Below are 19,889 nucleotides of genomic sequence, written 5' to 3'. Positions count from 1 at the left end.
GACCCTCAGCCGGATCACGGCAAAGGACCCCCCGACGACAAAGGCCGGCCGGTCGATCACGGACGGCCGGTTCCTCATCACGGATCGGCGGCGACCTGCGTGCCGCTTACGAAGGACAGGTGATTCGCCTTGCCACGGCGTATCCCTCTCTTCAAACCTTCGCAGACGATGACGGCATGTGGCTTCTCGCCAAGAGCTCGGTGATTGCGGGCTTGCAGCGGAAAGCCACATTTCTTTTGGCTCTTCCATACCGATCGGGTTTATGGCCTCGCGCGTGGGGCTTCTGGACTGATGCGCCAGAGCCGACGCGGTGGATCGGCCCGCGCCATACAAATTTTTGGGATGGCTCGGTTTGTGCCTTCTCGCCCAACGACGGAGTATGGATCGAGGGTGGCGACATCAGGACTCTCTTCGATCTCTACACAGTTTGGGCTTTCCGGCATCTCCACTTAGAAGTGTCCGGCCGATGGCCGGGCAAGCAGTACGGAATCGTTGGCGCAGATCCGCGTGCGGACGCCTATTACCGCCAACGGGAGTGCCAGGATGATGAGCTTTGCGGCTGCGGCTCCGAAACACTACAGTACGCCGAGTGCTGCAAGGCTGCCGACCTGCGAGGCGATTTCGTAGAAGCAGCCACACTCTTCCTTAAACACACCGGCGGTTTTGAGAATCGCATACCGCCCGATGCTGTGGTTAGGTTTGTCGACGGCCGCTCGACCGTTCCCAAAATGGCCGATGTTCATTTGCAGCTTCGATGACCCTGATCGCGAAGCTGATCCGAGGTGACCCACCGTGATGATCACGATCACTCACTACAGTCCCCAAATAGCGCCGCTGCTTTCGGGCCCTCTGCCGAAAACAGCTTCAACTTCAATATGATCGCGGGAATGTAAGTCTGGTGCACAATCACCCCACACCCCTTTCTGGAGAAGACCGCAAGGCGCTGAACAAGGAACTCGACCGCGCCCGCGCGATGACGACGATCCTCGCCGCCCAGTCCGCCGAGACCCGCGCAAAGGGCGAGGCGCTGATTCGGATGGCGGATAGGCAGCTTTGCGAAAGCTGGAACGGGCGGACGGCGAGCCAATCGATCCGTCGCCGTCGCACGAGCCGCTGCCTCGCGGACTGCCGATAATCCAAATCGGGAAGAGAAGGCAAGGAAAGGTTCCCTCCGTACGACCGCTAGAAATGCGGGGAAAACGAAGCAGTGGGAAGCTAAGTCGTCAGCACTCCCGCATCGATTGATTCATACTATCTATTCAATCGATCGGCTTCCGCTCCCGGAATACGCTCGGGAGCGGCCGACACGCGCCGAATGGAACGTCGTTGGTTATCCGCAAGTGGCTCATCGAGGCCGGATTGCCGTCCCCCCCCCCCGAAGTCAGGCTGAATTTTCACGGCGTCAGCGGAAGGCCGGGGCAGGTCCGCTAAGCGGCTCGCAGCGGGCGGATAAGAAATCGAACTGTGGCGTTCGCGTACGGAGATGTGCTCGGGACGGTCGACACGCGCGAATGGAACGCAGCCCCTAAAAGTATATGATCCAGGTCAGTGGGTGAGCCTAGCACCTTCACCCGCTCCGCGTGTCGACAACCGTCCTTGCCCGGAGATCTCGTGACTTCTCTTCCCCTTCAACCGCTCAGCCCGCTGGACGGCCGCTATCGTCAGGCCGTCTCGTCGCTTGCGGACCATCTCTCCGAGGCCGGGCTCAACCGAGCCCGGGTCGAGGTCGAAGTGGAGTGGCTCCTCGTCCTCGCCGACCGTTCGATGTTCGGCGCCTTGCCTGTCGGCGCCGCCGACAAGGAGCGGCTGCGGGATCTGTACGCGGGCTTCGGCCAAGCCGAGATCGATCGGCTCGCCGAACTCGAAGCGAACACGCGCCACGACGTCAAGGCCGTCGAATACCTCGTCCGCGAGCGGCTCGAGCAGCTAGGCCTCGGAGCGATCGGCGAACTGACGCACTTCGCCTGCACTGGCGACGACATCAATTCCGCTGCCTATGCCCTCACCGTGAAGCGCGCGGTGACGGACGTCTGGCTGCCTAAGCTGCACGTCGTCATCGGCTCTCTGACGGCCCTGGCAGCGTCGCACCGTGACACTCCCATGCTCGCCCGTACCCACGGGCAGCCCGCGACACCGACCACGATGGGCAAGGAGATCGGGGTGTTCGCGTGGCGGCTCCAACGCATCGCCAAGCAGATCGAGGCCTCGGACTACGTCGCGAAGTTTTCCGGCGCCACTGGCACGTGGTCGGCGCACCTGGCCGCCGCGCCGGACGTCGACTGGCCGGCTCTCAGCCGCGAGTTCGTCGAATCCCTCGGGCTCGGCTTCAATCCTCTCACCACCCAGATCGAGTCGCACGATTGGCAGGTGGAACTGTACGACCGCGTCAGGCACGCCGGCGGCGTGTTGCACAACCTCGCCACCGACGTGTGGACCTACATCTCCATGGGCTACCTCACCCAGATTCCCGTCGCCGGCGCGACCGGATCGTCCACGATGCCGCACAAGATCAACCCCATCCGCTTCGAGAACGCAGAGGCAAACCTCGAGATTTCGGGCGGGCTGTTCGGCGTGCTCGCGCAGACGCTGGTCACCTCACGCCTGCAACGCGATCTCACCGACTCCTCGACACAGCGCAATATCGGCGTCGCATTCGGACACTCGCTGCTCGCCCTGGACAATCTGCAGCGCGGAATCGGCGAGATCTCCGTCGCGGAAGGGGTGCTCGCTGCCGACCTCGAGGCGAATTGGGAGGTGCTCGCGGAGGCGATTCAGACGGTCGTACGTGCCGAGATCGTAGCCGGTCGCTCGCACATCGCCGACCCTTACGCCATGCTGAGGGACCTGACCCGCGGTCGTCACGTAGGCGCAGCCGAGTTGGCGGAGTTCGTGCGTGGTCTCGACATCGGGGAAGCCGCGAAGACTCGCCTCCTGGCCCTCACGCCTGCAACATACACCGGATTGGCGTCCGCCCTCGTCGACGAGCTCGGACGCACCTAACCCGGGTCCTCGCACAGCCCGATCAAGCCTGTCGGTTTGCCGATCGCCTTCCACGGCTTCGTAGCGTCAGGTTCTGTGGCGCCGGCCTTTGGTCCGCCGCGAACGCTCGAGGGAAGACAGCGCCTCCTGAAGCAAATGCAACAAATCTGTTGCAAATGAAACATCGATCCGCGGCCTGTCGCCGCTCCCCAGGCGATCGAGACCCTGCCCGATCAGCTTCGCGTTCGCATTCGTCACGGGGCGCCCGGCCAGAGCCCTGGTGACCAGCGAGTGATTCAGGTTGAGCCGACGAGCGAGTTCCCGCAAGCTCCAGTGAGGACGCTCGCCGGCGAATTCCCGCAACCGCGCGACGGCGGGGTGATCAACCTTTCCTCGGGGCATGACCGCTCTACGAGAGGAGGGAGAACGCCTCCATTTGCGACATTTTTGTTTTATATGCAACAAGGATTGCTATAGGCTGCGGACGATGGCGCTACGTTGCGCGCCCATTTATATTGAAGGGATCCGATGTCCTGGAAGAAGAGCGCGATGGTCGCTGTCAAGGTCGAAGTGGGACCGTCGATCATGCTCCATAGCGGCGCATGGTTCGATTTCGCCTCGCCGCATACCAGCGACTTCACGGCCGAGGACATTGCCCAAGGACTCGCGAACATCTGCCGGTATTCCGGCCAATGCAGCCGGTTCTACTCGGTGGCCGAACACAGCCTGCTGGTGAGTGACATCGCCGAAGGATTCGAATTCGAAGCGCTCCTGCACGACGCGGCCGAGGCCTTCATCGGCGACATCACGCGCCCGCTCAAGCAGATGCTTCCCGACTTCAAGCGGATCGAAGCCGCAGTCCAGGATGCCGTTCTGAAGCGGTTCGGCATCACTTCCCCTCTTCCTCTTCAGATCAAGGAAGCCGACCTGCGGGTGCTCGCGGCCGAGCAAAGGCAGATCATGCCACCGGGGACGGACGGCTGGCTCGCCGGGCTGACTATACAGCCGGCCAAGATCGTGGTCCGACACCTTCAACCGGAAATCGCCAAGCGGATGTGGCTCGATCGGTTCGAGATCCTGCGGCGAGAGAGGATTGTCAAGGGACAATCCAAGGCCCGGTGAAAGGCGGTGATATTTCTCCGGAACGGCTGGAGCGCGCTGCCGTTTGCGGCTTTATGCCGAAGCTGGACGCGTAACAGGGGCCGGGTCGATGTCATTGCGTAAGGACGTTTCGTTGGATGAGCTCGCCCGCGTCGGGAACGTCGCGCAGTTCGTGAGCTTCTCCCCCGATGCGAACCGACCGCGTCAAGAGTTCTGCCGCGTCGCCGGGTTCGACGCTAACCACAAGTTCCCGACATTGGCGGACGCGCTCCGCAGCCTGATCGAGCAAAGTCCCGACGGGACGATAAATCTCCGCAGCTTCAGGCCAGACAGTCCGAGAAGCCGCGACTTCCATTACGGCCTGTCCGATCTGAGGAAGGCCGAAGCGCTGGTCCGAAGCATGTCGGCCGAAGGTCTCTTCGTCATCGCGAACGAAACGGTCGACGTTTCCGATGGCGGCGTATCCGGCGTCATCCAGGGCGGCGTGGCCGAGTTTGCGCCCGACGATACGCCACGCTGCGTCGAAAAGGGCGGCACGGCGTCTCTCCCGCTGGAATGGGCCCTCACTCTGATTGAGACGGTGTACGGTATCCCTGTCGAAACGGTCGACGCCGGTCGCGGGCGGCTTGAATTCAGCATTCATCCCAAGCCGCGTGGCTGGCGACGAACCCACACATTGATGTGGGAATACGAAGGATCGGACAGCGCGCCCGCCATGGCGGCCGTCAAATGGCCGAACCGCTTCAGCCGACTGATCGGCGACAAGGCATTTGGTCTGTTGATCGCCCACGCCATGGGCCTTCCAGTTCCTCGTACGACCTGCATTTCGCGGCGCATCGCGCCGTTCACGTTCGGCGAACCGACTTCGTCGAAGGAAGTGTGGACCCGCACGTGCCCGCGCGAACAGGAGCCCGGCAAATTCACCACCATCAAGGGCTGGCTCGATCCGTTCCGCCTGCTCAACGCGGAGGACCCGAGCGGCGAAGCCATTTCGGCGGTGCTCTCGCAGGCCGCAGTCCCTGCTTCTTTCGCCGGCGCCGCCATTACGGATGCGCGGGGTGAAGTAGTCGTCGAAGGTGCCGCCGGCGAAGGCGATCGCTTCATGCTCGGCCAGAAGGTGCCGGAACGCCTGCCGCGAAGCGTGGTGGGCGACGTCGAGGCGATCTATCACCGGACGAAGGAACGGCTCGGGCCGGTGCGGTTCGAATGGGTTCACGACGGCAAGCGCGTCTGGATCGTCCAGCTCCACAAGGGCGCCACGGACAGCGCGGCGTCCACGCTCGTTCCGGGCGAAGCTGACCGCTGGGAGACGTTCGACGTGTCGAGCGGCCTGGAAGAACTGCGCAGCCTGCTGCACCGCCTGCCATCAGGCGTCGGCGTCCGCATCCGCGGCGAGGTCGGCTTGACGTCGCATGTGGCCGACCTGCTGCGCAAGCATCGGCGCCCCGCGCGTCTGACCGAGACCTCGGCGGCGTAGGCCGTCGTCTACGGTCCCTCGCCGGGATCGCTGCCTTTGCGCCTCCAAAGCACTTTCTTCTCGCCTTTGAAGACGCGATGTGCCGCCAGAGCGTGAGCGTCGATGTCGGGCACGCCACCCAGGACGGTCAACTCGACTACCGCGTCCTTGATCGGCTTCTTCAACTTCTTGCGGCGCTCGTCGAAGGGAAAGTCGGCGATGGGCTTGAACGTGCTGCGTCCCCTCGGCACCGGATTGTAGATCGTGGCGCCACTGTTGATCGGACTGAGCGTGATGGCGTCGCGATGCGCAGCGACCAGGCTCTTCGTATCCAGCGTGATGACGGTCTGCGGTTTGTCGCGATAGGCCCGTGCGCCGAGGAGTCCTTGAAGCCGATCCTTGGAGAGCCAGAAGAACACCCGCGCGTTCAACGTTTCGAACCACTCTTCGGGCGTCGTGCCGTCGGTCAGGCACTTTTCCAGCGCGGAGCGGGTCATCGGCTTCTGGTCGCGGACCACGGCCACCGGCAACCCGTCTCGCGATATCTTGACCGATTCCGATCGGCGTTCGGACTCCAGCTTACGCCGTTCCTCGCCCCCCAGTTCGTAGAGGTCGAGCAGCGCAGTCGTCGACAGCAGGCCGTGGCGAGCGACCGATTCCCAACTCGCGTCTTCCGCCATGTGATAGAGACGCGGATAGTTCTCCAGCAATTCTTCTTCCGTCACCGCCAATCCCTTCGATCAATGACGCCAAACTTGGCGAACCGCGTCGATATCAACGATACGGGCGCGTTCGCAACCTTCTCGACGGACGCGATGAATTCATGCGTTTCGGCGGTGAGTTGGTCGTAGGTTTGGGCCTTTCGGTTATCGATGCTGATGTAGTCCGAAAACGACAATGCGATGTCGGTGGCCCCGTTGAGGATCGACGAACGGCGAAGCTGCTCGAAATCGAACTCGGCGATCCGGCGCTTGTTTCCCGACACCGACCCGACTTCGGTGTCCTCGATCTCCTTCAGGGGCACGCCCGACCGTTTCGATATCGTTTCGAAATCGAGCAAGATCCCCATGGGGCCCGACTCGCCGCCGACCCGGATCGGATATCGCCTCATGACCATGACGACCCTGCGCACGCGCGACGGAGCTATTCCGGCGTCTGCGAGACAGCCGGCCGCCGTGGTCTCGCGCGCCGTGACGTTCGGGTAGTGACCATGATGGATGCTCAGATCGGTACCTTGCGTGCCTTCCAGCATCACGCGCGTCCCCGAGGAATACGCCTTCTCGAGCTCTCGCCCGACCGATCCGACGAACGGCAGCAGGTCGGGATGATGCTTCGCTAACCGGACAGGCCCGCCCAACATCGGCTCCTTACCTCGATTCAATATCTTCCGCGCCAGCGCGGAGCCGGCGCCTTGTTTTGTCGAACCGATCGTTCCGAGACCGCCTTCTTGGCTTTCGAACGCCACATCGGCATCTTCGATCACCATGGCCTGCTCGTCGATGACGATGCGGCGCGCGGCGTCGCACTCGGCGATCTCGCGAAGAATGCGCGTGGGCGAGATCGTCGATCCCGCAGCGATCAATATCTTCGCATCCGGGTTAGACTGCGTGCCGGACGGCAGCTGTCTGTAGGTTGTATCTGGGGTCCGCGACCTGGTGACCGGCGTTGGGGCCGCCGACTCGCACCAGGATGCCGTATTCCGTAGCGATGTGGGCGCAGATATGCCCCTTGCCTTCACTGCCGTATTGACCGGCCACAATGACATCGACGAGAGGAACGGCCTTGCCGGGGAAGAGCTCGAGCCCAGCCACCGCCAAGGCAAGCAGCGACGCAGGCTCCTGATTGTGATTTTCGACGACCCTGTCGGCCGTGTCGCCCAGCGACCAGACGCCGGCTTCGGTCGGATCGGATCTGACCTGGTCGTAAGTCATGCCGGTGTCGGCGGCAGAACCGCGGTCTTCGTAGCGCTTCTTGACCACTTCGAACGGTCCCGTGACATGCACGTGGACGAGCCGATCGCCGTAGGTCTCGCGAAGGTGCGCGACCTGGCGGGCGGTCCTGACCGCATCGACCAGGATCACGTCCTTGCCTTCGTGCTCGGCGACGTATCGGGCGATGCCGTCGCGAACCCATCGACCGTCGGTGTCCACGTCGAGGCGCTTGCCAGCCTCGATCAAGGCCTCGCGTTCGTCCGGACTCCCGTTATCCAGCAGCAAGGTTCGTGTGGATATTCGATGGGAACCGAATTTTTTAATAAGCTCGTCGGCCAAAGCCGACTTTCCAACCGCAACCGGCCCGGAAAGCGCAATGATGTAACGCACGCATAAACCTCTGATTGAAACGTCTTGCTGAAAGTAAGTGCTGCGTGCCGCTCTTGTCCACACCGAACCGACCATCCCGACGAAGTATCGAGGAACCTGCGCGGCCGAAGCCGCCCGCGGCATCGGTACGCCGCGGTACCTCCGAGCTGTCGCACCGCAGGATGCAGAACACGATTCGGACGGCCGAACGAACTTCGCCGCCCTCGGCCCGATGCGCGGCGCGATCAGATCAGCTTTTCCAGATCGCGCGCGTCTTCCAATCTTGGGGAAAACCCATCTTATCGATGGGAGTGTCAGGAAACTCCTCGATGAGGTCCTTCAACCTCTGAGCCCAGTTCGATGGTCCCGAGCATTTGTTGAGCATGATCTTGAGGCTTACTGCCTGGGCGTACGTCCGGTCGTTCGGATTTAGGTCGTCATCATACTGCCTGATCGTCGTGGGCTTCAGCGTGTACACCCGATTCCAGATGCGGCTGTGATGCGCACAGAGGTTTCGCAAGTAGGAGAGCGAAAGGCACCAGGACTTCAGTGCAGGCTCTTGAAGTCCGATCAGCCAGGCGACCGACTTCGAATTCGCCAAGTTCAGATTTCTGACAAGGTTTGCGAGGCCACCGAAAGATATCGCTTCGACGATCATCCACGACGGCGGCATGTCCGGCACGTCGTAGCTCTCATAGTAGTGAGCGATGTGCACCGCCCTCTTCCGTGGATCGGAATGTCCGATCTCGTCCTTCAACTTCTGCAGAAGCTCGGCATGGATCGTCGAGGCAGCAAAATGCTTCGGATCTAGAAACCAGTGCGAACCATGCTTGATCCCGAGAGACTCGGTGAGGGCCGAGCGGATCGCGACCTCGATGCGATCGATCGCGTCGAGGAAGATGACGCGAAGCTTCCGGTCGAAGGAATAGAGAGTTGCAATCTGATCGAACGTGGTTCCGGCCTGGAACCTGTGTGTTCCGTCGGTCGATTGGAACGGCCGCATGTACGCGGACAGTCGGTAATAGCCTATATGTCTGAGCGACACTTGGGCCGCAGCACGGTCCGGAATTGTCAGACCGCGGCCTTCCAGAAGGGCCAATTGGTCGGGCACCGACAGCGCCGGCTTCGTAAACGTTCGTGACTGTCCGGACAAAAGAAAACCCCCCTGGTGCGCATCGTTGAGAGGCGTGGGGGGTGTTGATGCGTCTTACTTACTGATTCGATCGTATGTAGTCAAGGCGCCCCACAACTCGAGGTTAACAGATTGTGGCGACACACTGCAACCAGCCTAAGACCCTCGATCCACTTGGATTTTCCTCGGCCTCGTTACGGTGCCAAGCTACCTCGCAGCCGTTTCCGGTCTGGACGGTACGAATGGAAGGATTCCGGGTCTTGCCAGCTTATCGCGGCGGCCGGCGGCGCGACGACAGTTCGTCAACGCCACGTCGGCGAGATCGACGAAGGTGCCGTCGCTGACGGCCCGGCAGGCCTGTGCCACCTGGATCGACCGCTGTTGACGGCACGCCGAGACTGCGGCCGGCGATATCAACGCCCGCAGTGATCAATGCGACCGGCGTCGACGAGTTCTTGGAGCGCCGGGACAAGCGGGACTTCCAAGTGACCGTCCTGCTGAGGCCACGCCTGCTTAGGCGAGCCCCTCCCGGGGAAACCGTGGAGCCGAATGTCGAAGATCTCCGCCGGCGTGGCGCCGAGGCCGGCATCGAGAACGAGATCGAAGTTCGAAGCAGCCGCAGCGCGCCGAGCCGCGAGATTGTCGATCGCCAGATCGGGCTCGTCGGCCGAGCGCTTGGTGCCATCGACGAACCTGCTTTCGATGACCGTGGTGCCGAAGCCACGCGCCTCCGCCCACGAGGCCGCGTTGCGCGCCTTTTTGCGGCCGATCCAGTCCGGCTTAGTCAGCAGTTGGACGGCGAGGTTGAAGCGATACGAGGAAGCTAAACGCCTTGCCGCCACCCAGCATCAGAACGAGCGACGGTCTCCCGCGGCGGTGAATACCGCCAAGCCCCAATTGCACGGCAAATAACAGCGGACACTGCACCCACCCCGAGTTCTTTTCGGTCGAAAAATGCGCCGCGACGTAGTAGATGAAGGGTTAAAGATGCTCCATAGGTGCTCCACCGCAAAAATCCGGCGGTTCGAGAAGAGCCCGATTTTGAAGGACTTTTTCGCTACTGAAAGTCAGTGGCGGAGAGAGTGGGATTCGGGCCCCCAAACAGATCGTCATTTCGGTACCTTGAGCAATGTGAGCGACCGCTTGCCGAAGAGGGTAAATTCTGGCCCGTTGGGCAATAATCGGAGCCGGACCCGCGACTCGAAAAGTATACTACCTCTCGGACCATTCGTCCTATTTGTACGCCACAGCTACACGGCGCCGCACCTGCGCGTTAGATCTCTTTCCTTGCTTGAGAAGCCCGATCTTAGTTGATCCTAGACTGATCGGAGCTCTGGATTGAGCTATGCGCGGGAAGGACGAAGGGACTCACGCCACGACATTTGGATCGCCACACAATCTCAAAATACCGCCCGCCTCGAAGCGCCCGCGCAAAAACCGTGGCATGCCGCCGCCCGCAACTTTCGATGTCGACGCCCTCCCGGGCAGCACCAATTTGACGGCCTTGGAAACGGCAGCAGTCATCCGACGCACTCCGGGCGCGCTGGAGCAGTGGCGGCGCGATCCGAACCACCCGCTGAAATGGCGCTACGTCGACGGCCGCCCGCTCTATCGAGTAGACGCGGTGCGCAACTATTTGGCCGGAAGCAAAAAAGAGCGCTAAGTCATCTCAGCCGCGTAGTGTTCCCGGAGACGGCCGAGCAGTTCAGCCTTGATTGGATCGAGCGGGTTCGTCCTCTGCAAGCGCACGACCTTGCCCATTCGGGCCGCGCCGACCAGCTCCGCGATGTAATCGTGAGCCGCTTCGAATGCCATCTTGCGGATGATCCACTGTTCGTCGTGATTGTAGACCTGATCGATTCCGCTTGGCTTTTGCCCGACACAAAGCCGCTGGATCTCATTGTCGTAGCCACAGCGGGACATGATGGTACGCAGACTGCGCCGTAAGTCATGCATGGTGAATTTTGCGACACCCGCCTCCTTGACCAAGCGGTTGACCATCTTGGTGAAGCCCGACATCTGGCCACCGGTTTTTGGTGACGGGAAGACGTAGTCGGACGTGGCCCGCCGAAAATGTTTCGCGGCTGCGAGCACCTCATCAACGAGGTGAGTACGCGGTACATCGTGGTGTAGGCCCATTTTGGTCCATGCCGCGTCGAAGGTGATGCGATCCTCCATGACGTGCTTCGACCACTCGATCATGGTTGGCTCGCTCCGGCGCGGACCACCGAGCAAGCACGTCCTTGCTAGAAGCCCGAAGGTCCCGAGCTTGCCGGATGCGTGCCAGACCTTGATGATTTCTTCGTCAGTTAAGGCGCGGCCCTTCGTTCGGCGTCCGACCCTTTGCGCACGGGTTTCCTTGGGCTCGCGATAACCGGCAAGCACATTGTGGTCGACATAGCCCTCGCTAACGCACCATTCGAGGAATGTGTGGGTGTGCTTGCGCAGGTCCTTGGCTGCGCCACGCTTACCGGTCTTGGTAACCCTGTCGACCGCTGCCATGATTTGCCGGCGCGTCAGGTCTCCGACGCCACTATCTGCGTGCTCCTTGAGCCCGCGCCGCAACGCGGACATTGCCGGCTTCCAGTTGACGACCTGGCGTCCGGTCAACGACGTCTCGTAGGGACCACCTTCAACGATGAGGTCAGCAAGCATGGTGCGCAGCTTTTCGGCGGACTGTTGCCGCCTCGCCTCGCGTTTAGCATCGTTCGGGTCCACGCCTTTGAACACCTCACCAGCGGCGATAGTGGCGGCCTTGCGGGCGGCCTTCTCATTATACTTGGGCCACGGGCCGAGGGTCTTGCGCTGGGTTCCCCTCACTCCTGGCTTGGAGAAGAGATAAACCCACGTTCGACCGCCAGTGGCACGCATGCGCAAGGCGAGGCCGGGCAGCTTGTCGTCGTGGAGATAATGCTGCGTCTTGCCTGGCGGCAACGTGGCGTTGCGGATTACGGCGTCGGTGAGTGTCAGTTGGTTGGTCGACTCCGGCATGGTCCTGCGCTCCCTGTCGCGGTGTGCCCCGCAGACGCCCGGATCATCCAAGCGACGGGAAAGTGGTCATTGACCTTCCTTCGCTTTTCGCGTCTCGGGGCACACCCAGCGTGGAAGGACGGCCCCTCAAAGAACACAAGGGCACAGACCTTCCCCGATTTGTGTGCCCCAAGGGAAAAACTGCGGTGGGCACAACGGGGGCACACAAAATGCAGTATGGCCGCTTATGGACCATTGGGGTCAAAACGAACATAAGCCGATGTAATAGAATGAATTATTTCGACAACACTATGGCTGCGTGCGGTCTGCCTGGATCTACGGATTGTGGTTCACACGGGAGAGGTCCAAGGTTCGATCCCTTGTGCGTCCACCATTTTCCCTTCCTGAACCGCCTGATCCCTTCCCGAACCGTCAGGTCGGACGATGGTCGACATTCCGGTGCCGGCCCCGTCGACACCGCCTCATCAAAAATGTCGAAAACAACCCCATGCAAAGGAGCGGCCGGCATTCCCGGCTCACTGCCGGCGGCGCTGCGGCGTGGGTGACGGGTTGGCTGTGCGCCGGCTGAGCTCGCCGAGCAGGTCGCGCACGGCGCCGTCGAGTTCGTCGGATGGCGGGGCGGCTTGATCGGCGCCTTGGATGCCGGTCGACCGGGACCAGCCGCGCGCGGAGATGTCGTCATTCGCGGCCCGAAGCCGCGGCGCGCGTCCGCGCGGCGGTGACCGGCGTTTGCGGCGCGAGATCAGCGCGCGGACGCCATACCCCGATACGAACCCGATCCCGGCGACGAGAACGACAATCAGGAGCTCGAGCATCGTGTTGTCCCACCATCACCCTGCCGCAATGCAATAAGCGCGACAATGCGGCAGCGGCTTGACCGGGCCGGTTCCTTTTCACTGTATCGCACACAATCCTGCCCCACGGAGTCATACGGGGTTTTGTTTGCAGGCCTCCTCGGCTACCTTCCCGGAACTCGCGAGGGGGCCGGGACGTCTCGATGCGCAAGGGCAATGATTACATTCTGAAGCTGCGACCGTGGTCGCTGTCGACCTTCGTCGTCGCATTGCTGGCCGTGGTGCTGGCCACCGCGACGCAGGAGATGTTCGCAAGCTTCGGCATGCAGCTCTATTTCGCGGGCTTCGTGCCGGCGATCCTGATCGCCGGACTGGCGGGCGGCGCACCGGCCGGCGCCTTTGCAACGATCATCACGGTTCCGATCGTCTGGTGGGCGTTCATGCCGCCTTATTTCGAGTTCTCCTGGCCGACCGCCGACGACTACGACAGCATGGCGATGTTCCTGCTGTCGAGCGCGCTCCTGGTCAGTTTCTCGCAGCTCTACCGGGAAGCGCTGGCCATCCTGCGGAAGTAAGCGGTCACCGCGCGTCGGCCCGCCGGTACCGGCGCGCCGATTGTTTGCACGGACGGACCGCCTGCCTTCAGATGCCGAACATCCAGACCGCGACGATGGTGGCGAGCGTCGCCACGCCGCTGACCGTCCAGCCCACCGCGTAGAATGTGTTCTCCGGGGTGGTGTCGAGCACAATGTTGGTGGTTTCCGTCATTGACCGCCAGCGCATGGCGTCTCTCCTCGGAACTCCTGCCCGGCAACACAACGCGCATCATGGTTCCCGGGTTCCGCCCCTGTGCGGCCCGCCGCGCCGTTCACGCCCGGCTCACGGACTGCTGATCGGTGCCCCGGAACCCTGCGACATTCTGTCCCGTTGAGGGCCCGATAGGAACCAACTTGGGAGAACCATCCGATGCGAACATTGATCCTCGCCGCCACGGCGCTTGCCTTCGTCTCGTCCACCGCGCTCGCGCAGGACAAGGCGGGCGGCAGCGCGGCCCCGGCCCGCGCAGAGCGGAGACACGGCAACCAAGGGCGAGGCGACCAAGATGGCGCCGAAGAAGAAAGCCAAGAAGGCCGCCAAGAAATCGAGCACCAAGGCCGGCGCCGCGACGACCGGCGACGATGCGGCCAAGCAATAAACAGAAGCAATCGTCCGCGGCGATGCCGGACATTGCCGCCTAAGGAAATCGACAGCTAAGGAAAAGGCCGCCCGCGGGCGGCCTTTTCACTGTCCCGGTGCGGATGCTGCCTCGGCCTGTGACGTCGCATTCAACTGCGCCGCCGGCTTGAAACAGTGAAGCCTGGCCCAGTCGAGAGCTGGACCAGCGAAATTGAAGTGCGGGAGAGGGAGCGAAAGAGGCGCAGAGCCGATAATCCGCACCGCCATTGGATCGTTCTGAAAAATGACCACCGGCTCCAGGAATTGCTCCACCTCCCGCGCCTTCTGTTCTGCCGCGCGTGCAGGGGTGGCGCATGATCCAAACGGGCTATCACCGCCATGCGCGGAAGGAATCATGCGACAGACTTAACGCTGCGCGCCGTCGTCGCGCTTCTGCCCAACCCCGCTCTCTCGCAGCCGCTCCGCAAACCAGCGCGACGCGGCACTGTCGATGGTGCCGCCGGCATAGACCTCGGACGAGCTCACGCCGTTCGGCCCAACGATCACGAGAACACCCATCGCATAGGCAAACCAGACATTCGGGTCGGTCAGCGCCTGCAGCTTGCGCTGATCGTGCTCGAGCGGTTGGTGATTGCTGTCCTTGCGCAACTCGATGGCGAGCAGATTGTTCGGGATGTCGCGCTGGTGCACGACGATATCCGGGTAGATCGACTTGCCGAGATGGTCATCGGTCGAGCTCCCCGAACCGCGCGGCAGCCGCAGCGTGCGCTCGCCGAGCCGGTCGTAGTTGCAATCGACCTGCCAGCCCGAAAACTGCCGCTCGACATAGACCGCCAGCCGGTGAGTAAGCGTTCGCTCGCCGAGATCGCGCTCCAGCAGGAACGTCTCCTGCGCATAGAACTCCGCGACGGCGGCGATCACCTTGTTCAGCTCGGTCTGCATTGGCGCCTCCGACTGGACTGGACCGCCGCCACGGCCGTTTGAGATTGCGCTGCTACATCTGCACTTCGATCAACCGCGGCCCCGGTTCGGCGACCGCGTCCGCGAGCGCCTTGTTGAACTCGTCCGCTGATGTGACCGCCACCGCCGGCACACCCATGCCCCTGGCGAGCGCGACGAAGTCAAGCGTCGGCCGGTCGATCTTCAGCATGTCCTGCGCCCGCTTGCCCGGCTCGCCGGCGCCGACGCCGTCGAACTCGCCGCGCAGGATCTGGTAGATCCGGTTGGCGAACACGATGGTCACGACGTTGAGCCCTTCGCGCGCCTGCGTCCACAGCGACTGGATCGTGTACATCGCGCTGCCGTCGCCGACCATGCAGATCACCTTGCGGTCCGGACAGGCGACCGCCGCGCCGGTCGCGACCGGGGTCGAGAAGCCGATCGAGCCGCCCATGTTCTGCAACCAGTCATGCGGCGCCGCGCCCGCCGTCGGCGGGAAGAAGCCGCGGCCGGTGGTGACGGACTCGTCCACCATGATGGCGTTGTCGGGGATGGCACAGGCGATCGCCTGCGCGATCGAGCCGTGGTTGAGCGCGCCGGTCGGCTTGACCAGCTCCGGATGCTGCTGCGGCTTGACGTCCTTTGCCGTCGCATGCAGCGCATTGGCCAGCGCCTCGAGGGCGGCGACCGAATTCTCGCCCCAGGCGGTCATGCGATGCACCTCGCAGCCTTCCGCCTTCAGCATGCTCGGCTTGTTCGGATAGGCGAAGAACGCCACCGGATCGTTGGCCTCGACCAGCACGATGTGACGGAAATTCTTCAGGATCGGCAGCGCCTGCTCGATCACATAGGGAATCCGGTTGATCGAGAAGCGGCCGCGGCCGCGCGCCATGCGCGGGTGATAGGTCTGGCCCATCACGGTGCAGCCGGTCTTGCCGGCGATGCGCTCGGCGAGCGCCAGGCCGTGCTCGGTCAGCGCGCTGCCGGTGACGAGCAGCAGCGTGTGCGCGGCATCGCCGTGCAGGATCTTTGCTGCGGTGTCGACCGCCTGCGGCGAGTAGCTTGGGCGCTGCGTGTCCACCGGCACGTCGGCGATACCGTCGGCCTCGTTCCAGGCGGTATCGGCCGGCAGGATCAGGGTTGCGATCTGCGGCGGCGCGCTCTTGGCGGCGGCGATCGCGGCCGCGCCGTCGGCGGCGACCGACCTGGCATCCGGCGAGGTGCGGACCCAGGACGACATCGGCCGTGCCAGGCCCTCGATGTCCGAGGTCAGCGGTGCGTTGTAACCGATATGGTAGGTGGCATGCTGGCCGACGATGTTGACGATGCCGGAATGCGCCTTCTTGGCGTTGTGCAGATTGGCAAGGCCGTTGGCGAGGCCGGGCCCGAGATGCAGCAGCGTCGAGGCCGGCGTTCCCTTCATGCGGAAATAGCCGTCGGCAGCCCCCGTCACCACGCCTTCGAACAGGCCGAGCACGCAGCGCATGCCCGGGACCTTGTCCAGCGCCGCGACGAAATGCATCTCCGAGGTGCCCGGGTTGGTAAAACAGACATCCACGCCGCCTGCGACCAATGTCCGCACCAGACTTTCCGCACCATTCATGCTCTCGCTCCCGTTCCGCGGTGTTCTTGAGGTCACTCCAGACCATGAGCTGATCCGGTTGAATCAGATCGTGGTCTTATCCTTTTGTTTGGTCGCGTTTTCTTTACGCGAACCGGTACCCACTTCGTTTGAAATCGCTCCAGATCAACCATTCTTCATCCGCTTCGTCAAAGGCTTGACCGGACAATGCAGGTATCGCCTGCGGTCTGTTGCCTTTTTAAACCGTGTTGCCGGAAAGTGCCTGATGTCACCGCTTCGTCGCTTGCGAAACGCCGGCAATTGTGGCCTCTCTGAGAGATATTTGATTGTTCGCGAGGACGACGACCATGCGCCCGATTGCCTTGATGTTTGCCGCGCTCACGATCCTGGCAGCTGCCGGCCAGGCCCAGGCCCAGTTCTTCGACTCCCGGGGCTACAACGGTGACAACTCGCCCTTCTTCGGCGGTAGCGGCGGCGGCGGCGCAAGTCCGATCCCGCGCACCACCGTCAACTACCCGACCAATTACGCTCCCGGCACCATCGTGGTGAATACCGCCGAACGCCGACTCTATCTGGTGCAGGGCAACGGCATGGCGCTGCGCTACGGCATCGGCGTCGGCCGCGACGGCTTCCGCTGGAGCGGTGTCCACCGCATCTCCGCGAAGAAGGAATGGCCGTCCTGGACGCCGCCCTCGCAGATGCTGCGCCGCCGCCCCGATCTGCCGCGCCACATGAACGGCGGCATCGAGAACCCGCTCGGCGCGCGCGCGATGTATCTCGGCTCGACGCTCTACCGCATCCACGGCTCGAACGAACCGGAGACGATCGGCCAGGCGGTCTCGTCGGGCTGCTTCCGCATGACCAACGAGGACGTCCAGGACCTCTATGATCGGGTCTCGGTCGGCACCACCGTGGTGGTGAAGAACTGATCGCGCCGATTTCGCAGGAATCCGGCGCGGCGATCCAGCACTCCAACTGATGGCGCCGCCTTGATCACGGCTTGCGCTGCCGCAAAGCTTGCGGCAGCGTTGTCACGATGTCCAAACCCCGCCTCTCGATCCTGTTCCTTCTCGCCGCAGTGCTCGCTGCGTGCCTCGTCGACACCACAGTGCCCGCAGCCGCGACCGAGGTGCCGGCGATCGCGGCGCGCCAGCGCAACGAGAAGAAGGTCTTCAGCGACGCCGAGATCGTCGAAGGCTTCCTGAAGACCGCGTTCGGCGCCGAGTATCATCTTGCCGGAAGGGTCGACCGCATCCGCAAATACGACGGACCGGTGCGCGTGTTCGCCGACGGCAGCCGCGCCGACCGCAAGTCGCAGCTCGGCAAGGTCGTCGCCGACATCCGCGCCCGGGTGCAGCATCTCGACATCGCGATGACCGACGACCAGGACGCCGCCAATGTCGTGGTCAAGCTGGTGCGCGACCGCGAGCTCTACCGCACGATCGCGACCTTCTACGGCCAGGAGCGCGCCAGGGAGATCCGCTCCTCGCTCGATCCGCAATGCCTGTCCGGCTTCCGCAAGAACGAGAATTACGAGATCGAGCATTCCGACGTGATCCTCACCGTCGACAATGGCGATTTCGTTTTCCTCGACTGCGCCTATGAAGAGCTGTTGCAGTCGCTCGGCCCGATCAACGACACTGCGACCGTGCCGTGGACCATGTTCAACGACAGCGTCTCGATGGGCTTCTTCGACGTCTACGACCAATATCTGCTCAACCTGCTCTACGACCCCCGCATCAAGCCCGGCATGAACGTGCAGGAAGTCAAGGCGGTGCTGCCCGCCGTGCTCACCGACGTCCGCGCCTGGGTGGCGAAGGTGAACCATCTGGAGTGAGGGTACTATGACAGGCGCCAACGCTCGCAACACATGAAGATGTCATCACCCGCGAAAGCGGGTGATCCAGTATTCCAGAGGCAGCAGTGCTTGAACCGAGAAGCCGCGGCGTACTGGATCGCCCGGTCGAGCCGGGCGATGACGGCTGAGGATGCGGACGCAGCTTCGCGCTCACGCGCGCGTGAGGCGAGCACCGGCAGTAGGGTTCCCTCTCCCCTTGCGGGAGAGGGTTAGGGAGAGGGGCGCCACACGACGTGCACTCTCCGGATTCGACTCGATGACAAGCCAACAAGTTGCCAAAGCGATGCGCTGATCGATCAGTTCGCCCGGGGCCACCCCCTCTCCCCGCCCTCTCCCGCCGGCAAGTCGGGCTTGCCCGACTTGCGCGAATTTATGATGCGCAACCGGGGTAGACCCCGGTTGCGTGGGAGAGGGAGCCTGTGCAGCGTGCTCACCTTACTGCTCACTCCGCAGGATGCGGAATCACCGACCTCCCCGCTTGACCCTGCCCCTGCGGCCGCCTCCATAGAGGCGCGGTCAGATGACGTGAGGTGATTCGATGAATGCCGCCGCCCGTTTCCTCAGTCCGTCCGAAGCTGCAAGGCAGCTCGGCATTTCCGCGAAGGCGCTCCGCCTCTATGAGGAACGCGGCCTGATTGCACCCGGCCGCACGCCGGCGGGATGGCGCGCCTATGGCCCCGCCGAGATGGCGCGCGGTGCCGAGATCGTCGAGCTGCGCGCGCTCGGCCTCGGCGTCAGCGAAGTCGCGCGGATCCTGGACGGCGACGCCGTCGTGCTCGGCCGCGTGCTGGCCGCGCACGAGGCCACGCTCGAAGCGCGCATCCGCCAATGCGGCGACAGCATCGCCAGAATACGCCGGCTGCGCACCGACCTCGGCGGCGGCAAGCTGCCCGCGACGCGCGACCTGATCGGTGCCGTCAGAGCGCGGCCGGCGACCGGCGTCGCGTTCGATCTGCCGTGGCCGTGGGGCGGTGAGCGCTTCGAGCTGCGCGAGATCAAGCGGCTGAATTACATCGTCGGCCCGCTCGGCAGCGGCAAGACGCGCCTCGCGCAGCGGCTCGCGGACGCGCTGCCGGGCGCCAGCTTCATGGGGCTCGACCGCACTGCCGACGGCGGCGCGGCGGTTCGTGCGCGGCTCGATGCCGACCCGGCGCACAAAGCGAGGGTCGAGGCGAGCCTTGCCGTCCTGCTCGCCGACGGCGCAACGGACTCGCCGGCGCTGATCACCCTGCTCGCGGCGCTCGAGGCCTGCGACGGCGCGATCCCGGTGATCGACATGCTTGAGCACGGGCTCGATGCGTCGAGCCAGGAAGCCGTGATCGCGCATCTGCGCCGGCGTGGGCCGGAGGCGCGGCCGCTGTTCTTCCTGACGCGCTCCAACGCGATCCTGGATCTCGACGCGGTCGGTGACGACGACGCGATCATCCTGTGCCCTGCCAACCACAGCCCGCCGATCCGCGTCGCGCCGATTCCGGGCGCGCTGGGCTATGAAGCGGTCGCGACCTGCCTCGCCGCGCCGGAGGTGCGCGCGCGGACTGCGGGCATGGTCGCGTGGCGGCCGTCATGACTTCTCGCATGAGT

20 protein-coding genes and 1 pseudogene are annotated in these 19,889 nt (G+C 63.4%); 10 read left to right on the top strand and 11 right to left on the bottom strand.

All coding sequences use genetic code 11. From position 1 onward, the window contains the following. Positions 1–119: 119 nt before the first annotated feature. The 3 genes and pseudogenes from ACVMB0_RS16220 (at position 120) to purB (ending at position 3,000) form a co-directional block, all read left to right on the top strand. Positions 120–758, top strand: a complete 639-nt coding sequence (locus tag ACVMB0_RS16220; RefSeq protein ID WP_461346924.1) for a hypothetical protein — start codon at positions 120–122, stop codon at positions 756–758. Positions 759–895: 137 nt separating this feature from the next. After that, positions 896–1,143: pseudogene (locus ACVMB0_RS16215) on the top strand (hypothetical protein); the annotation flags it as partial. Positions 1,144–1,611: 468 nt separating this feature from the next. Continuing rightward, entirely contained in the window at positions 1,612–3,000 is a 1,389-nt protein-coding gene (purB, locus tag ACVMB0_RS16210) for an adenylosuccinate lyase (protein WP_461346923.1), read from the top strand. Between the two features lie 66 nt (positions 3,001–3,066). Here purB and ACVMB0_RS16205 read toward each other — a convergent pair whose 3' ends face one another. Then, on the bottom strand, positions 3,067–3,381 hold the full coding sequence (locus ACVMB0_RS16205; protein WP_461346922.1) for a hypothetical protein: 315 nt from the start codon (positions 3,379–3,381) through the stop codon (positions 3,067–3,069). Positions 3,382–3,507: 126 nt separating this feature from the next. Between ACVMB0_RS16205 and ACVMB0_RS16200 the strand changes: the two genes are divergently transcribed. Both ACVMB0_RS16200 and ACVMB0_RS16195 read left to right on the top strand, forming a co-directional pair. After that, positions 3,508–4,101, top strand: a complete 594-nt coding sequence (locus ACVMB0_RS16200; protein ID WP_461346921.1) for a hypothetical protein — start codon at positions 3,508–3,510, stop codon at positions 4,099–4,101. Between the two features lie 112 nt (positions 4,102–4,213). Beyond that, positions 4,214–5,557 (top strand): hypothetical protein, encoded by a 1,344-nt coding sequence (locus ACVMB0_RS16195; protein WP_461346920.1) that lies wholly within the window; start codon positions 4,214–4,216, stop codon positions 5,555–5,557. 8 nt (positions 5,558–5,565) lie between these two features. Here the strand turns inward: ACVMB0_RS16195 and ACVMB0_RS16190 are convergent, their stop codons facing one another. From ACVMB0_RS16190 to ACVMB0_RS16170, 5 genes are all read right to left on the bottom strand, one after another. Continuing rightward, positions 5,566–6,261 (bottom strand): DUF7002 family protein, encoded by a 696-nt coding sequence (locus ACVMB0_RS16190; protein ID WP_461346919.1) that lies wholly within the window; start codon positions 6,259–6,261, stop codon positions 5,566–5,568. Then, complete coding sequence (locus ACVMB0_RS16185; RefSeq protein ID WP_461346918.1) at positions 6,258–7,118, bottom strand: adenylosuccinate synthetase; 861 nt, start codon at positions 7,116–7,118, stop codon at positions 6,258–6,260. The genes ACVMB0_RS16190 and ACVMB0_RS16185 overlap by 4 nt, the downstream gene beginning before the upstream one ends. 16 nt (positions 7,119–7,134) lie before the next feature. Further along, on the bottom strand, positions 7,135–7,857 hold the full coding sequence (locus tag ACVMB0_RS16180) for an adenylosuccinate synthetase (protein WP_461346917.1): 723 nt from the start codon (positions 7,855–7,857) through the stop codon (positions 7,135–7,137). 229 nt (positions 7,858–8,086) lie between these two features. Continuing rightward, positions 8,087–8,947, bottom strand: a complete 861-nt coding sequence (locus ACVMB0_RS16175) for an Abi family protein (protein ID WP_461346916.1) — start codon at positions 8,945–8,947, stop codon at positions 8,087–8,089. Between the two features lie 434 nt (positions 8,948–9,381). Then, the gene (locus ACVMB0_RS16170; protein ID WP_461346915.1) at positions 9,382–9,810 is read right to left on the bottom strand and encodes a hypothetical protein; all 429 of its coding nucleotides are present in this window, start codon (positions 9,808–9,810) and stop codon (positions 9,382–9,384) included. Between the two features lie 503 nt (positions 9,811–10,313). On the opposite strand from ACVMB0_RS16170, the gene ACVMB0_RS16165 reads away from it, so the two are divergent. Further along, positions 10,314–10,631 (top strand): hypothetical protein, encoded by a 318-nt coding sequence (locus tag ACVMB0_RS16165; RefSeq protein WP_461346914.1) that lies wholly within the window; start codon positions 10,314–10,316, stop codon positions 10,629–10,631. Here the strand turns inward: ACVMB0_RS16165 and ACVMB0_RS16160 are convergent. Both ACVMB0_RS16160 and ACVMB0_RS16155 read right to left on the bottom strand, forming a co-directional pair. Beyond that, on the bottom strand, positions 10,628–11,959 hold the full coding sequence (locus tag ACVMB0_RS16160) for a tyrosine-type recombinase/integrase (RefSeq protein WP_461346913.1): 1,332 nt from the start codon (positions 11,957–11,959) through the stop codon (positions 10,628–10,630). The genes ACVMB0_RS16165 and ACVMB0_RS16160 overlap by 4 nt on opposite strands. 515 nt (positions 11,960–12,474) lie before the next feature. After that, positions 12,475–12,774, bottom strand: coding sequence for a hypothetical protein (locus ACVMB0_RS16155; protein WP_461346912.1), 300 nt, complete (start codon positions 12,772–12,774; stop codon positions 12,475–12,477). 182 nt (positions 12,775–12,956) lie between these two features. Between ACVMB0_RS16155 and ACVMB0_RS16150 the strand changes: the two genes are divergently transcribed. Further along, on the top strand, positions 12,957–13,328 hold the full coding sequence (locus ACVMB0_RS16150) for a DUF4118 domain-containing protein (protein WP_456749906.1): 372 nt from the start codon (positions 12,957–12,959) through the stop codon (positions 13,326–13,328). A gap of 67 nt (positions 13,329–13,395) precedes the next feature. Here ACVMB0_RS16150 and ACVMB0_RS16145 read toward each other — a convergent pair whose 3' ends face one another. From ACVMB0_RS16145 to ACVMB0_RS16135, 3 genes are all read right to left on the bottom strand, one after another. Beyond that, on the bottom strand, positions 13,396–13,536 hold the full coding sequence (locus ACVMB0_RS16145; protein WP_456749907.1) for a hypothetical protein: 141 nt from the start codon (positions 13,534–13,536) through the stop codon (positions 13,396–13,398). A 798-nt stretch (positions 13,537–14,334) separates the two neighbouring features. After that, a complete protein-coding gene (locus ACVMB0_RS16140; protein ID WP_461346911.1) occupies positions 14,335–14,871 on the bottom strand; it encodes a hypothetical protein in 537 nt (178 codons plus the stop codon). A gap of 52 nt (positions 14,872–14,923) precedes the next feature. Continuing rightward, complete coding sequence (locus ACVMB0_RS16135) at positions 14,924–16,471, bottom strand: acetolactate synthase large subunit (RefSeq protein ID WP_461346910.1); 1,548 nt, start codon at positions 16,469–16,471, stop codon at positions 14,924–14,926. Positions 16,472–16,797: 326 nt separating this feature from the next. On the opposite strand from ACVMB0_RS16135, the gene ACVMB0_RS16130 reads away from it, so the two are divergent. From ACVMB0_RS16130 to ACVMB0_RS16120, 3 genes are all read left to right on the top strand, one after another. Then, positions 16,798–17,379 carry a L,D-transpeptidase gene (locus ACVMB0_RS16130; RefSeq protein ID WP_456749911.1) on the top strand — a complete coding sequence of 194 codons (582 nt, stop codon included), beginning with the start codon at positions 16,798–16,800 and terminating at the stop codon, positions 17,377–17,379. 107 nt (positions 17,380–17,486) lie between these two features. Further along, positions 17,487–18,287, top strand: coding sequence for a DUF2927 domain-containing protein (locus ACVMB0_RS16125; protein ID WP_461346909.1), 801 nt, complete (start codon positions 17,487–17,489; stop codon positions 18,285–18,287). A gap of 559 nt (positions 18,288–18,846) precedes the next feature. Beyond that, on the top strand, positions 18,847–19,875 hold the full coding sequence (locus tag ACVMB0_RS16120; protein ID WP_461346908.1) for a MerR family transcriptional regulator: 1,029 nt from the start codon (positions 18,847–18,849) through the stop codon (positions 19,873–19,875). The last annotated feature ends 14 nt before the right edge of the window (positions 19,876–19,889 follow it).

The sequence above is a fragment of the Bradyrhizobium sp. USDA 4451 genome, from assembly GCF_054822585.1.
The sequence above is the reverse complement of the archived record's forward strand: the minus strand, read 5'-3'. Positions and strand labels throughout refer to the sequence as shown.

Coding starts and splice junctions, on each gene's coding strand:
- ACVMB0_RS16120 (WP_461346908.1), top strand. CDS start 18,847: ATGAATGCCGCCGCCCGTTTCCTCAGTCCGTCCGAAGCTGCAAGGCAG.
- ACVMB0_RS16165 (WP_461346914.1), top strand. CDS start 10,314: ATGCGCGGGAAGGACGAAGGGACTCACGCCACGACATTTGGATCGCCA.
- ACVMB0_RS16205 (WP_461346922.1), bottom strand. CDS start 3,381: ATGCCCCGAGGAAAGGTTGATCACCCCGCCGTCGCGCGGTTGCGGGAA.
- ACVMB0_RS16160 (WP_461346913.1), bottom strand. CDS start 11,959: ATGCCGGAGTCGACCAACCAACTGACACTCACCGACGCCGTAATCCGC.
- ACVMB0_RS16135 (WP_461346910.1), bottom strand. CDS start 16,471: ATGAATGGTGCGGAAAGTCTGGTGCGGACATTGGTCGCAGGCGGCGTG.
- ACVMB0_RS16145 (WP_456749907.1), bottom strand. CDS start 13,536: ATGCGCTGGCGGTCAATGACGGAAACCACCAACATTGTGCTCGACACC.
- ACVMB0_RS16130 (WP_456749911.1), top strand. CDS start 16,798: ATGCGCCCGATTGCCTTGATGTTTGCCGCGCTCACGATCCTGGCAGCT.
- ACVMB0_RS16125 (WP_461346909.1), top strand. CDS start 17,487: ATGTCCAAACCCCGCCTCTCGATCCTGTTCCTTCTCGCCGCAGTGCTC.
- ACVMB0_RS16140 (WP_461346911.1), bottom strand. CDS start 14,871: ATGCAGACCGAGCTGAACAAGGTGATCGCCGCCGTCGCGGAGTTCTAT.
- ACVMB0_RS16155 (WP_461346912.1), bottom strand. CDS start 12,774: ATGCTCGAGCTCCTGATTGTCGTTCTCGTCGCCGGGATCGGGTTCGTA.
- ACVMB0_RS16150 (WP_456749906.1), top strand. CDS start 12,957: ATGCGCAAGGGCAATGATTACATTCTGAAGCTGCGACCGTGGTCGCTG.
- ACVMB0_RS16200 (WP_461346921.1), top strand. CDS start 3,508: ATGTCCTGGAAGAAGAGCGCGATGGTCGCTGTCAAGGTCGAAGTGGGA.